The 12,351-nt window shown below is 71.4% G+C and carries 14 protein-coding genes, 1 tRNA gene and 1 pseudogene; 5 read left to right on the plus strand and 11 right to left on the minus strand.

Features of this window, described 5'->3' with window-relative positions; all coding sequences use genetic code 11:
* Nucleotides 1-70: 70 nt before the first annotated feature.
* Together BLR12_RS24865 and BLR12_RS25545 are read left to right on the plus strand one after the other, a co-directional pair.
* Nucleotides 71-316 carry a hypothetical protein gene (locus BLR12_RS24865; protein WP_218120663.1) on the plus strand — a complete coding sequence of 82 codons (246 nt, stop codon included), beginning with the start codon at nt 71-73 and terminating at the stop codon, nt 314-316.
* A 7-nt stretch (nt 317-323) separates the two neighbouring features.
* Nucleotides 324-632 (plus strand): annotated as a pseudogene (locus BLR12_RS25545) (alpha/beta hydrolase fold domain-containing protein); the annotation flags it as partial.
* Between the two features lie 151 nt (nt 633-783).
* Here BLR12_RS25545 and BLR12_RS24550 read toward each other — a convergent pair.
* Nucleotides 784-1,431 (minus strand): VOC family protein, encoded by a 648-nt coding sequence (locus tag BLR12_RS24550; RefSeq protein ID WP_176832511.1) that lies wholly within the window; start codon nt 1,429-1,431, stop codon nt 784-786.
* A gap of 345 nt (nt 1,432-1,776) precedes the next feature.
* Between BLR12_RS24550 and BLR12_RS24555 the strand changes: the two genes are divergently transcribed.
* Nucleotides 1,777-1,959, plus strand: a complete 183-nt coding sequence (locus tag BLR12_RS24555; protein WP_091378972.1) for a hypothetical protein — start codon at nt 1,777-1,779, stop codon at nt 1,957-1,959.
* A gap of 576 nt (nt 1,960-2,535) precedes the next feature.
* On the opposite strand, the gene BLR12_RS13630 is transcribed toward BLR12_RS24555, so the two are convergent.
* Together BLR12_RS13630 and BLR12_RS24870 are read right to left on the minus strand one after the other, a co-directional pair.
* Complete coding sequence (locus tag BLR12_RS13630) at nt 2,536-3,570, minus strand: polysaccharide deacetylase family protein (protein ID WP_255363485.1); 1,035 nt, start codon at nt 3,568-3,570, stop codon at nt 2,536-2,538.
* 368 nt (nt 3,571-3,938) lie between these two features.
* On the minus strand, nt 3,939-4,265 hold the full coding sequence (locus tag BLR12_RS24870; RefSeq protein ID WP_218120664.1) for a site-specific integrase: 327 nt from the start codon (nt 4,263-4,265) through the stop codon (nt 3,939-3,941).
* Nucleotides 4,266-4,333: 68 nt separating this feature from the next.
* Between BLR12_RS24870 and BLR12_RS13640 the strand changes: the two genes are divergently transcribed.
* Nucleotides 4,334-4,525 carry a hypothetical protein gene (locus tag BLR12_RS13640; protein ID WP_091378978.1) on the plus strand — a complete coding sequence of 64 codons (192 nt, stop codon included), beginning with the start codon at nt 4,334-4,336 and terminating at the stop codon, nt 4,523-4,525.
* On the opposite strand, the gene BLR12_RS24560 is transcribed toward BLR12_RS13640, so the two are convergent.
* The 6 genes from BLR12_RS24560 to BLR12_RS13665 form a co-directional block, all read right to left on the minus strand.
* Nucleotides 4,514-4,575, minus strand: a tRNA-OTHER gene (locus BLR12_RS24560). The two genes, BLR12_RS13640 and BLR12_RS24560, sit on opposite strands and share 12 nt — an antisense overlap.
* 499 nt (nt 4,576-5,074) lie before the next feature.
* Entirely contained in the window at nt 5,075-6,862 is a 1,788-nt protein-coding gene (locus tag BLR12_RS13645) for a thiamine pyrophosphate-requiring protein (RefSeq protein WP_091378981.1), read from the minus strand.
* Complete coding sequence (locus BLR12_RS13650; RefSeq protein WP_091378984.1) at nt 6,859-7,536, minus strand: DsbA family oxidoreductase; 678 nt, start codon at nt 7,534-7,536, stop codon at nt 6,859-6,861. The genes BLR12_RS13645 and BLR12_RS13650 overlap by 4 nt, the downstream gene beginning before the upstream one ends.
* A 107-nt stretch (nt 7,537-7,643) precedes the next feature.
* Nucleotides 7,644-7,805, minus strand: coding sequence for a zinc ribbon-containing protein (locus tag BLR12_RS13655; protein ID WP_091378987.1), 162 nt, complete (start codon nt 7,803-7,805; stop codon nt 7,644-7,646).
* Between the two features lie 39 nt (nt 7,806-7,844).
* Nucleotides 7,845-8,027, minus strand: a complete 183-nt coding sequence (locus BLR12_RS13660; RefSeq protein ID WP_091378989.1) for a hypothetical protein — start codon at nt 8,025-8,027, stop codon at nt 7,845-7,847.
* A gap of 86 nt (nt 8,028-8,113) precedes the next feature.
* Nucleotides 8,114-9,328 (minus strand): zinc-dependent alcohol dehydrogenase, encoded by a 1,215-nt coding sequence (locus BLR12_RS13665; RefSeq protein ID WP_091378992.1) that lies wholly within the window; start codon nt 9,326-9,328, stop codon nt 8,114-8,116.
* Nucleotides 9,329-9,509: 181 nt separating this feature from the next.
* Here BLR12_RS13665 and BLR12_RS13670 point away from each other — a divergent pair, with 181 nt between their 5' ends.
* The gene (locus tag BLR12_RS13670) at nt 9,510-10,565 is read left to right on the plus strand and encodes an NAD-dependent formate dehydrogenase (RefSeq protein WP_205730236.1); all 1,056 of its coding nucleotides are present in this window, start codon (nt 9,510-9,512) and stop codon (nt 10,563-10,565) included.
* A gap of 40 nt (nt 10,566-10,605) precedes the next feature.
* Here the strand turns inward: BLR12_RS13670 and BLR12_RS13675 are convergent, their stop codons facing one another.
* Both BLR12_RS13675 and BLR12_RS13680 read right to left on the minus strand, forming a co-directional pair.
* Complete coding sequence (locus BLR12_RS13675; protein WP_091378997.1) at nt 10,606-11,019, minus strand: PPOX class F420-dependent oxidoreductase; 414 nt, start codon at nt 11,017-11,019, stop codon at nt 10,606-10,608.
* A 76-nt stretch (nt 11,020-11,095) separates the two neighbouring features.
* On the minus strand, nt 11,096-12,238 hold the full coding sequence (locus tag BLR12_RS13680) for a glutathione-independent formaldehyde dehydrogenase (protein WP_091379000.1): 1,143 nt from the start codon (nt 12,236-12,238) through the stop codon (nt 11,096-11,098).
* Nucleotides 12,239-12,351 lie beyond the last annotated feature (113 nt).

Here is a 12,351-nt window from a genome sequence, read left to right on the forward strand (position 1 = left end):
GAGGTGACGTTCCGCAGCCGTGTCGGACACCGCAACAGCCAATACGCCCTGTGCGCCGCCGCGTGCATGCGTGGCCGGCCTGCAGCCCGACCTGGTGAGCGATGTCGGCTGGTGGGAGACCCCGCTGTGGCAGTACGCCGTCTACGCCGTCGTCAACTACAGCCGGGCGGCGGCAGAGCGCACGGCGGTTCCAGTCGCGCAGATTGCTCGGCGGTCGCCGCCCGGCACGGCCTCGAGCTCATCGGGTGACCAGTCGTGGTCCAGAAGAGGGGCACACGAGGGCCGCTATCTGGCCGTATCGCGCCGAGCGGCGTGACCCGTTCATGACCCACGCAGCGGAAAACAGGGGTCATCAGGACCGCAACACTTGCTCCAGCTACGCCGAATGCGGACAGGGCTTCGGCCTCGTCCACCAGGACGGGCTGTCCTACTGGGACCACAACCTCGGCCCCGACGGTGACCCCGCCTCCCCGGACGCCTCCCCGATGCGCGCCACGTCCCTGGCCGGGCTGCCGCCGGCCTACGTCCTCACCGTCGAATACGACGTCCTCCGAGACGAGGGTGAGGCCGACGCCCGGGCCCTACATGCTGCCGGCGTGCCGGTACAGCACCGGCGGTGGAACGGTCACCTGCACGGCTTCCTCGGTGACCCGGCCACCTTCAGCGACGCCGAACCCGCCCTCGCCGAGATCGCCGCCGCTCTCCGCTCGCCTGCACCACCGGCGGTAGAGCCGCACCGTCCCACTGAGCGATCGATCTGCGGGACAGGGCCTGATCCGACGGTCAGTGCACGGTGCAGATGCAGAACCGGTTGCCGTCGGGGTCGGCGACGACGACGAAGGAGGGGGCGTGGGACGGGTCGAGCGTGCGGCCACCCGAAGCGCCGACGGCGGCGACGACCTCGCCCTGCAGTTCGTCGGCGACGTGCACGTCGAGGTGCAGCCGTGACGTGGACGGCGAGTCGGTTCGCTGGAACCACACCGTCGGTCCGCGACCGAAGGGGTCCGTGACCTCGTCCTCCTCTGGCCCCACCTGGTAGCCGAGCGCGGCCGCCCAGCTGTGTGCCAGCGCCGCGGGGTCGTCCGCATCCACGCCGATCTCGTAGGAGCGGGCGGCTGCCGGCACCGCGGGGATGCCTCGCTCGCCGGCCAAGGCGCTGATCCGGGCGGCCAAGGCGGTATCGCGCTCGGTCACGTGGTTTCCGGCAGCGCGCGTCGTCGTCCGTACGAAGACGTGCCGGTAGCGCCAGTCGACATCGGGATGGTGGCCGGTCTCTTCAGCGACGACCCCGATGGCCGCTACCAGCTCCAGCGCGGCCGGCACGCTGCCGGCCTCGTACGCTGTCGCTAGCGCTCGCGGGTGCCGCCGCCAGTCGACCAGGTCTTCGAGTGCGACCGCGATCTCTTGCGGCTCGAGCGCGGTGAGGGCCATGCAGCCGAGCATGGCAGCTGGCAGCACTCGCGCATCCCGGGCGCCCCGTTTTCCCATCCTGTTCCGGCGGGGAGGCGATTGGCCTCGGTGCTGTAGGTCAGGTGTCTTCGGGGTCGGCGCCGCGGGCGGCGCGGCCTCCGTCCACGGGGATGGCGGCGCCGGTGATGAAGCTGGCGGCATCGGAGAGCAGCCAGGCCACCCGCCCGGTGAGGATTCCCGCACGGGGGCGCTGACTGCGGCTCTCGCCAACGGCGGACGTCGCCGTCCGTCGAGACGTGTGAGCCACGTTGACGTGCGAAGGCGGGGCTGCTCGCCGCTCACCCCGCTCGAGATGCACTCACCCCAATGGCGATCCCCAAGGAGGTGTCGCCGCACCTGGAGTACGCCGCTTCCGTTGATCGCTCCGTCACCCTCTCGTTGCGGGATGCCGAGCGTCTGTCGGACGTGGCGAGCACAGGGCAGTGTGTGCCAGCGGAGTTCGTCCACCACGGTCCAGACAGGTTCATGTTCGTACTGTTCGCGCCCTGAGCTGCGGTTCTGGACGGTGATGACTCACCAGGGACTACACCCCCTCGAACTCGAAATTGGTCCATACGGACAGGGTGCAGATGTCAAGGAAGTCCGCGATGACGGGTGACCTGGCGAGGGGCCCTGCCGCTTGATGCTCAAGCGTCCCAACTCGTGCTCGGGGAGTGGCACCTGCCGTCGTCCCCGGAGGGCGCCCGGGCGGGACCCCGTCATGACGCAAGTAGGGCCCTCGTCGTGCCTCAAGCAGCGGTCAAAGCCGGTGGTCAGCGGTCAGCAGGGGTCTGCCTCACTGAGGCACAAGAGCGGCACCGACGCCCTGCTGAGCTGGGAAAACGAGGCATACGACCTGGTCAGTGCGTGGAGCGGGTGACCGGGATCGAACCGGCATGGCCAGCGTGAAAGGCGGGACTCGCCAATTTGTCTGTGCTGGTCAGTCGCTTGTTCCGCTGTCCGGAGGCCCACGCGTGACCCATGTGTGACCCACTGGCACCAGGCTCGAGTTCGGACCCCGTCCGTGACTCCGCCCGCGAGGATCACTACGCGGCATCGTGGGCCCTGATGGGCCCCACGCCATGATCAGGACGCCAGGAAGATGGGCCATCCGTCGGGAGGTGGTTGCCCCGGCGAGAGTGTCCGCAGCCGGGCGAGCGTGGTCGGGTCCTGGACCTCCAGCCAGGCGACGAGTTGGCGGAAGGACACCAGGCGCACGTCAGGCTGTTCGGCCATCTGGCGCAGGGCCTCCTCGACGGCGTCCATGTAGATGCCGCCGTTCCACTGCTCGAAGTGGTTGCCGATGAACAGCGGCGCCCGGTTGGTGGTGTAGGCGCGTTCGAAGCCCGCGAGATAGGCGTCGCGGGCCTGGGCTCGCCAGGTCGGGTACATGCCCGGGTCGCCGTCCGTGTCGCCGTTGGTCTGCTTGTACATGATGTTGTAGTCCATCGCCAGGGCGTGGCGGGCCTTACCAGCGGGGGCGTCGGGGAACGGCACAGCCTGCAGTGGGAAGTCCCACAGGCCCAACCGCTGGTCGGGCCAGATCTGCACTCCACCGGGTGAGCTGGCGTCGTACTTCCAGCCCAGCGCAGCGGCGGTGGGCAGCAGCCCCTCCTGGCCCTGCAGGCAGGGGGTGCGGCCGCCGATGAGCTCGCGCTCGTAGTCGAAGGGGAGCGGCGCCACGTCGGGTCGGCCGGTCAGCCCGGTGGTGGTCTTCCAGGTCTGCACGAACCGCTTGGCCTGGGCGATCTCCTCGGCCCAGTCGGCCGGCGTCCACAGCGAGACCCCGTTGTCCCCGCAGAAGTGCCCGTTGAAGTGGGTGCCGATCTCGTGGCCGTCCAGCCAGGCGGCGCGGACCTCGCTCATGGTGGCGACGACCTCGGCGGTGGACAGGAAGGTGATGTCCGAGGCGCCCACCGGATGCCGTGGCGGGGCGTACTGCATCCGGTGGTCGGACGGCAGGGCGTAGATGCCGCTGAGGAAGAAGGTCATCGCCGCGCCGTACTCGGCCGCCAGCGAGCGGAACCGCGGGAACAGCCCGGTCTCCAGGTTGGCGGCTCCGTCCCAGGAGAAGACGACGAACTGCGGCGGCGTCTGTCCTGGCTCCAGTCGCTCGGGCACCGGCTGGTGCGGCTGGGGACCTGTGTCGGCGGTCGACCCGTCACCGATGAGCCGCTCGGTTCTGCCTCTGCTCTCAGCAGCTGGGTCGTGCCTGGTCAAGCCACGACCCAGCCCGATCCCCAGCACTGCTACCGACGCATACTCCAGGAACTCCCGCCGAGACAACCCGCTCATGTGGCAGAGCCCTTCCGCTCGTGGACGAAGCGGTCGCGGGCCCATCGTTCACGCGCTCCAGGATTCAGCCGGTGGTGACGCGCCGAGCATCTGAACGACTGTCCGCGAACCCCGTCACGAGGTGCCCTCATCGAGATGGGCTGTTCATGGACGCGTGTTGGCCGCGTCGTCTCAGAACGCGCCTTGGAACTCGCTCACCGGGCCAGCCGGCGGGACAGGGTCATGACCATGGCGAGGTGGAGCATCGCTGCTGCGTGCCCGGGCCGGGTCTCGTAGTCGCGCACGCAGCGGCGGTGCTTGCTGATCCAGGCCGGGGTTCGTGCCACGACCCAGCGGCGGGGGAGGAGTGGGCCGAGCCGGCGCATCAGCTCCTTGGTGGTCGCGCCGGTCGACGCGGCGAGGGTGGCGCCGGAGTGACGGAGCTCGTGCGGCCGGACCGCTGGCAGGCCGATGGCGTCGGCGGCGCGGCGGAAGGTCGAGTTCCAGTTGCTGCGGGCGAGGTAGCCGCCGGAACTGGACAACTCTCGGGGACCTGGGTCCCGGCGATGTCCTGCTCAGCCCCAGCGGCCCACCGGTCACGGTCGCGACCGTGAGCGCCCCCTACTACGCCGACGGCTGGCGGGTGACACTGGCCTCCGGGGAGACCTTCAACGTCCCCGGGGGCCTGCGTCTCACCGACGACGGCCTCTACCTGGCCGGCCGCGGTTTCGTCCCCGTCGGCGACTCCCGGGCGCCCATGAAGACGTCCGGGTTGACCCGCACTCATGCGTGGAGCGGGTGACCGGGATCGAACCGGCATGGCCAGCTTGGAAGGCTGGGTCCCTCCACCCGTGTCTTTGCTGGTCCTAGCCTAGACCGCCAGCGTTCGTGCCTTCCGTGTGCCTTGTGAGCGCGGCGCCCGATTCGCTGGTCAATGCCTACGGTGCGCCGTTCGGCCGAGGTGCATGGGCGGCGCCGGGCGCTTGGCTCGGTGAAGAGTGTGGGAGGGGTCGTCACCCACTCCTCGCTCAGCCATGGGGGCTCGACGTAGCGCGAACGACACACGGGCGTCGGGGCCTACAGGCCGTCGAGCGGCCCGGTCGCCTGTGAGCCAGCGAGAATGAGCTGCCGGCCTCGGCGCCGTGCGGGTTGAAGTCAAAGCACTGCGCGTAGTGGCCGGCCCGATCTCTCGGGGGAGGTCTGCTCGGACGGTCACACCGCTGCCGAGCAGGTCCGGGCGGTCCCGCACCGCTGTCGAGCGGACCGCAGACACGACCCGCTCTGTCCGGGCTCCGCGCCGTTCCGACCACGCCGCACGACGGGTCGAGCCACCTTGCGAGGCCGCTGCCGGTCAGTCCTCCGAGCCCTCCTGCTCGGCGTAGGTGTCCAGCAACGCGCGGGCGCGGGCACCCGCAGCGCCCTCCTGATCCAGTGCAGAGCGGAACGAGTCCAGCTTCTGCTCGCCTGCCGGGAAGGGAGGCAGCAGGGGGACGTCGGGGTCGGTGCGTACCTCGACGACGACAGGCCGGTCGGCGGCCAGCGCTCGGTCCCATGCCGGCCCGAGATCGGCGGGATCCTCGACTCGGATGCCGGTGAGCCCCAGCAGGTCGGCGTAGCCGGCGTAGGGGAAATCGGGCAGCGCCTGGCTGTCGTCGAAGCGCGGGTCTCCCTCCATCTCCCGCTGCTCCCAGGTCACCTCGGCGAGGTCGCGGTTGACCAGGACGCAGACGACGAACCGCGGGTCGGCCCACTGCCGCCAGCGGTGCGCGACCGTGACGAGCTCGGCGTTGCCGAGCATCTGCATGGCGCCGTCGCCGGAGAGTGCGACGACCGGCCGATCCGGTGCGGCCAGCTTCGCTGCCACTCCGTAGGGCACCGCGCAGCCCATGGACGCCAGGGTGCTGGACAGGTGCGCGGGCACACCGCGGGGCAGCCGCAGTTGGCGGGCGTACCAGTAGGTGACCGAGCCGACGTCGACGGCGATCTGGGCGTCGACCGGTAGCCGCGGGCTCAACTCGGCGACGACCGCCTCGGGGTTGACCGGCGTGGCCGGCGTCGCTGCCCGCTGCGCGGACAGCTCGTGCCAGGAACGGACGGCGTCCTCGACCTCGGCCCGCCACGGCGACCCGCTGCGGTCCTCGAGGAGCGGCAGCAGCGCCCGCAGGGTCTCGGCGGCGTCACCGGGCAGCCCGACCTCGATCGGGTAGCGGTCCCCCAGGTGGCGGCCGTCGACGTCGGTCTGAACCGCCCGGGCCTGGCCAGGCGCGGGGTAGAACTCGGTCCACGGGTCGTTGGTGCCGACCATCAGAAGGGTGTCGCAGCCGCCGAGCAGGGCGGCGGACGCCGTCGTGCCCAGGTGGCCCATGACCCCGGCGGCGGCCGGGTGCGCCTCGTCGACGTAGGGCTTGCCGAGCAGGCTGGTGGCGATCCCGGCACCCAGCCGGTCGGCGACGGCGACGACGTCCTGCTGGGCGCCGCGGGCGCCCTGGCCGACCAGCAGGGCCACCCGCTGCCCGGCGTTGAGGACGTCGGCGGCGGCGCGCAGGTCCTCCTCGGCGGGCAGGTGCCGCCCGCGCCGCCAGGTCGGCGCGGTGACGACGACGCCGTGCTCCTGCTCCGGCTCGGGGGCCGGCTGCTGCTGCACGTCGTGCGGCAGGACGACGACGGTGGGGGAGCGGGTCTCCAGCGCGGTGCGGAAGGCGCGGTCGAGCACCAGCTGCGCCTGCTGGGGGGCGGTGACCGTCTGGGCGAACTGGGCGGCGACGTCCTTGACCAGTGAGAGCAGGTCGATCTCCTGCTGGTACTCCGCGCCCAGCACGGTGCGCTGCTGCTGGCCCATGATCGCGACCACGGGCGCGCTGTCGAGCTTGGCGTCGTAGAGGCCGTTGAGCAGGTGCACCGCCCCCGGCCCCTGCGTGGAGAGGACGACGCCGACGCCGCCGGTGTACTTGGCGTGCCCTACCGCCATGAAGGCCGCGGCCTCCTCGTGCCGGGCCTGCACGAACGCGGGGTCGCCGTCGGCCCGGCGCAGCGCGCCCATGACCGCGTTGATGCCGTCGCCGGAGTAGCCGAACACCCGCGGGACGCCCCAGGCACGTAGCCGCTCGACGACCAGGTCCGCGACCAGCCGCTCGCTCATCGCGGCATTCCGGCCGCGCGCCGCACCAGGTCGTCGTAGACCGACGGGTCGTCGGAGTCCACCACCGGGTAGCCGGCAGCGGAGGAGTGCTGCTCGGTGCCGGGGTTGTGCACGTCGGAGCCGTCGGCGAGGAAGAAGTGCGGGCTGCCCTGCACCTCGCCGGCGTGCGCGCGGTAGTCGGCCATCATCGGCCCGCGGGCGCGGCCGTCGTCCAGCGCCGCGGCCAGCGCGCCGGCGTCCACGGCGTCGCAGCCGCGCGCCACGTCCAGGACCTCGTGCAGCATCGAGATGCACCGGCTGTCGCGGAAGAAGGCCAGCCGCAGCGCCATGTCCAGCTGCTCGGCAGCGGCCGGCGACTGGGTCTTGGCCGCGTGCACCGCCTCGTTGGCCAGCAGCACCGTCACCGGCCAGTCCGAGGGCTGGCCCTGCCACGGGGTGATGCCGAGGTCGGGCTCGAGCTGGCCGACGACGGGCAACTCGGCGTTGAGCATGCGCATGGGGATGGCGAAGGAGTTGACGTCCTCCAAGAGGAAGAGCCGGTGGTCGATCCGGACGGCGCCATCCAGGCCGAGCCGTGACCGCGCCGCGTAGAAGCGGTGCAGCGCGACGGTCGACCACGCGCAGACCACGTCGGTGTACACGGCCACGGTCCCGGGGGTGACGTCGACGGTCATGGTTGCGCCCTACCCGCGTGACGTCGCGGCACGCACCCGGCGCACCTTCCCCGGATGACGCCCGAGCGGCGAGGTGGACGTCGCCGCGCGTGGTGAGGCCGGGCGGATCAGCTCTTGTTCCCCGGCTCGTTGCGACGGGTCTCGAAGGTCTTGTGCCCGTTGGGGCAGGGCGGGATCTCGTCGCCCTGCTGCACGTGCACCTTCTCGCTGCAGTGGGCGCAGTAGAAGTCGCCTGTCTTCTGGGCCTTCTCGCCGGCGTGGGCGGCCATGGATGCCTCCTGGGTGGGATGGGGGTGGGAGATGGGCGGTCAGTGCAGGGCCAGTCCGCCGCCCTGAGCTCGGCTGTCCGGGTCGATGCCGAGTTCGCGGAGGAGGTCGGCATCGCGCACGGTGTCGACCTCCACGTCGAGCTCGTCCGCTGCCCGACGGGCCTCGTCGATACGGCCGCCTGTCCGCAGCACCTGGACGACGTGCGACCTGTCGATGTTCACGCGGTACCTCCTGTTCCCGGCGGATTTCCGGGTGCCGGTGTGATCGGACGTGCCGGCGGTGACCGCCGTGATGCGGTGTGACTGGGTCAGGACGACGGGTCGAGGGCGACCTTGGTCCAGCCGGTCTGCCGCTGGTCGAAGGTCTCGTAGGCGTCGAGCACCGAGGGCATGTCATCGACCTGGGTCAGCACCGTCGAGGGGTCGATCGCGCCGGTGCGCACCAGGTCGAGCAGGTGCGGGATGTAGCGGCGGTGGTTGCAGTTGCCCATCTTCACGGTGAGGTTCTTGTTCATCGCCGCACCGGTCGGAAAGCTGGTCATCTGCGGCGGGTAGACGCCGATGATCCCGATGCTGCCGGCCTTGGCGACGGCCTCGACGGCCCACTGCAGCGACTGGCTGGGCGCGTCGCCGGGCACCCAGGTGTCGCCCTGCGGGTTCTGCTCGGGGGCCACCTGCGAGCGCTCCTGCTCGAACTGCCCGGCCTGCTGCTCGGCCGCTTCGGCCGCCGGCCCGCTCTTCGGGCGCTGCGCGTCCACGCCGACGGCGTCGATCACCCGGTCGACGCCGATGCCACCGGTCAGCTCCTTGACCACGGCCACTGGATCCTCGGCGTTGAAGTCGATCGCCTCACCGCCGCGGGCACGGGCCTGGTCCAGCCGCGAGCCGATGCCGTCGACGACGAGCACCCGCCCGGCCCCCTGCTGGAAGGCGCTGGTGACGGCGAACTGGCCGACCGGCCCTGCGCCGAGCACCAGCACGGTGTCGCCCTGGCCGACCTCGGCCAGCCGGGCGCCGAACCAGGCCGTCGGGTAGATGTCCGACAGCATGATCGCCGCGTCGTCGCCGACCTCGTCGGGCAGCCACACCGGTCCCACATGCGCGAAGGGGATGCGGGCGTACTGCGCCTGCAGGCCGTCGACCGGGCCGGTGGTCTGCGGCCCGCCGAAGAAGCAGGTGCCCGCGTCGGCGCCGTTGGGGTTGGCGTTGTCGCACTGGGCGTAGTAGCCGGCCCGGCAGTACGAGCACGTGCCGCAGGCGACGGTGGAGGGGATGACCACCCGGTCGCCCGGCCGCAGGTTCCGGACCCCCGACCCGACCTCGCGCACGACGCCGACCGCCTCGTGGCCGAGGATCGTGCCCTCGACCATCCCGCTCATCGTGCCCCGCACGAAGTGCAGGTCGGTGCCGCAGATCGCGCTCGCGGTGATCTCCACGATCGCGTCGGTCGAATCCTGGATGGTCGGATCGGGGACGTCGTCCAACCGGATGTCCCCGACGCCGTGCCACACCACTGCCTTCACGTGTCCTCCTGGAACGAGCATGCACCGCGGACCTGGGCTCGATCGCGGCCGTCGCCGTTCGCGCCCTACCCGGTCGGACGGCGCTCACCCGTCCCCGTCGCGATGCGTCCCGTCGAGGAGAGGCGGGTAGGGGCGCCCTGCTCGAGCAGCCGGGCGCCGCAGACCACCGGCAGGAGCCGCCGTGAAAATCGTCATGTCCCTGTACCCCGCGCCCGAGAGCGGCGCCCCGCCAGAGCTGCTCGGCTGCGCCGAGAACGCGCTCGGGCTGCGCGAGTGGCTGGAGGGCGAGGGGCACCAGGTCGTCTCCACGTCGGCCCGCGAGGGCGAGGAGCTCACGAAGGAGCTCGCGGACGCCGAGGTGCTGATCACCACGCCGTTCTGGCCGGTCTACGCCGACCGGGAGCTGCTCGAAGCCGCTCGTGAGCTGAAGCTGGTGCTGACCGCCGGCGTGGGCTCCGACCACGTCGACCTGCGCGCCGCCGCGGACCGCGGCCTGCTCGTCGCCGAGCAGACCGGCAGCAACGTGGTGAGCGTCGCCGAGCACGCGGTCATGCAGCTGCTCGCGCTCGTGCGCAACTACGTGCCGGCCTACCAGCAGGTCGTCGACGGCCGCTGGGACATCGGCGAGATCGCCGCCCGCTCCTGGGACCTGGAGCGCAAGACCGTCGGCATCTACGGCGCCGGCGCCATCGGCCAGCTCATCGCGATCCGGCTCAAGGGCTTCGACGTGGAGACCCTCTACTACAAGCGCACCCGCCTGGAGCACCCGCAGGAGCAGGTCATCGGGGCGCGGTACGCGCGGCTGGAGGAGATGCAGGAGCGCTGCGACGCCATCGTCATCACCGCGCCGCTGACGCCCGAGACCGAGAAGCTGTTCGACCGCGACGTCCTGTCCGGCATGAAGAAGGGCGCCTGGATCGTCAACGTCGCCCGCGGCGGCATCGTCGACACCGAGGCCCTCGTGGAGGCGCTGGAGTCAGGGCATCTCGGCGGCTACGCCGGCGACGTCTGGTACCCCGAGCCCGCGCCCGCCGACCACCCGTGGCGGCGGATGCCGAACCACATGCTGACCCCGCACGTGTCCGGGACGACGCTCGACGCCCAGCGCCGGTACGCCGCCGACACCCGGCTGTGCCTGGAGGCCTACCTGGCGGGGGAGCCGCTGGAGAAGGACCACGTCATCGTCCAGGACGGCGAGATCGTCGGCGGCGCCTACAAGGCGGCCTTCTCGGGTTGATCGGCCTGCCGGCCAGGTCGCCCGCGACCGGGCCGGCACGTCACCCGGCGATCGTCTGCCGTTCGGGCTCGATCCAGACGATGACGCGCTCGGTCTTGATCTGGTCCGGGGGGTACGGCTTGCCGTCGTACTTCTGCGACAGCTCGTCGATCTGGTCCCGCGCGGCCTGACCGCGCTCGGTGCCCACCACCCGGCCCCGCACCTCGGCGTACCGGTAGGGGTCCGCCTCGTCCCGGATCGCCAGCGTGACGCGGGGATCCCGCTCCAGGTCCTTGAACTTCTGCCGGTGCGGCTCGGTGTTGACGTACAGCCGGTCGCCGTCGGTGCCCACCCAGATGTACTGGGTCTGGATGTGGCCGCTGGGCATGAGCGTGCTGATCGCGGCGTAGTTGGGGCCGTCGGCCAGCTCGCGGGTCACCGGGTGCAGTTCTGGTCCGTCCTGGGTGTCAGCCATGCGGCTCGGATACCCGTCGCGCGGTGGCGTACTCCCGCGGCACGGCCTCGCTGGCGTGCCGCGGGAGCAGGGCAGATCAGGCGGCCGGGTGCAGCAGCACCTTGGTCCAGCCGTCCTCGCGCCGGTCGAACCGGTCGTAGCCCTCGACGGCCTGCTCCAGGCCCAGTTCGTGGGAGACGATGAACGACGGCGTGGCCCGCCCGGTGAGGATCAGGTCGCGCAGCTGCCGGTTGTACCGCTTGACCGGGCACTGGCCGGTGCCCATCGACTGGCCCTTGGTGAAGAACTGGCCGTACTGGAAGGGGATGCGGCCCTCCTTGGCGAGGTCGGTGGCTGCACCGGGATCCTGGGGCATGTACACACCGACGACGCCGATCCCGCCGGTCGAGCGCACGACCTGCACCAGGTTGTCGAGCACCAGCTCCGGGTGCTCCTGCCCGGAGGGGTCGTGGGCCTGGTAGCCGACCGCCTCGACGCCGCGGTCGACCCCGCGCCCGCCGGTGGCGTCCATCAGCTGCTCCACCGGGTCGCCCTGGGAGAAGTCGACCGGGGTGGCGCCGATGCTCCCGGCCAGCCGGAGCCGGTCGGGTTCCTTGTCGACGACGAAGACCTCCGAAGCGCCGCGCAGCAGCGCGCTGTGTGCCGCCATGAGCCCCACGGGACCCGCGCCGAAGACGGCCACCCGGTCGCCGGGCTGCTGCCCGGAGAGCTCCACGCCGTGCCAGCCGGTGGGGAAGATGTCCGACAGCATCGTGAAGTCGTTCTCGTGCTCGGTGCCCGGTGGCAGCCGCAGCAGGTTGAAGTCCGCCCACGGCACCCGCAGGTACTCGGCCTGGCCGCCGTCGTACGGGCCCATGTTGGCGTAGCCGTAGGCCGCGCCGTCCATCCCCTCGGTGGGGTTGGCGCGCAGGCAGAACGACGTCCATCCGGTGGTGCAGTTCCGGCACGTGCCGCAGGCGACGTTGAACGGGACGGAGACCCGGTCGCCCACCGTGATGCGGTCGACGCCGGGACCCACCTCCTCGACGATCCCCATGTTCTCGTGGCCGAGGACCTTGCCCTCCTCGACGCCGGTGCGGCCCTCGTACATGTGCAGGTCCGACCCGCAGATGTTCGTCGTCGTGATCCGGATGACGGCGTCCGTGGGGGACTGGATGGTCGGGTCGGGCACGTCCTGGATCGCGACGTCCTTCGGGCCTCGGTAGACGACGGCCTTCATGTGCTTCCTCCTGGGAGCTCGGGGTCCCCGCCCTACCCCCGACCGGTTGGCACACGCATCCACACGGGGGTGTACCGGTGAGGTCGCCGGGTAGGTCGCGGACGACCAGTCGT

This window comes from Geodermatophilus sp. DSM 45219, from assembly GCF_900104025.1.
GTDB lineage: Bacteria > Actinomycetota > Actinomycetes > Mycobacteriales > Geodermatophilaceae > Geodermatophilus.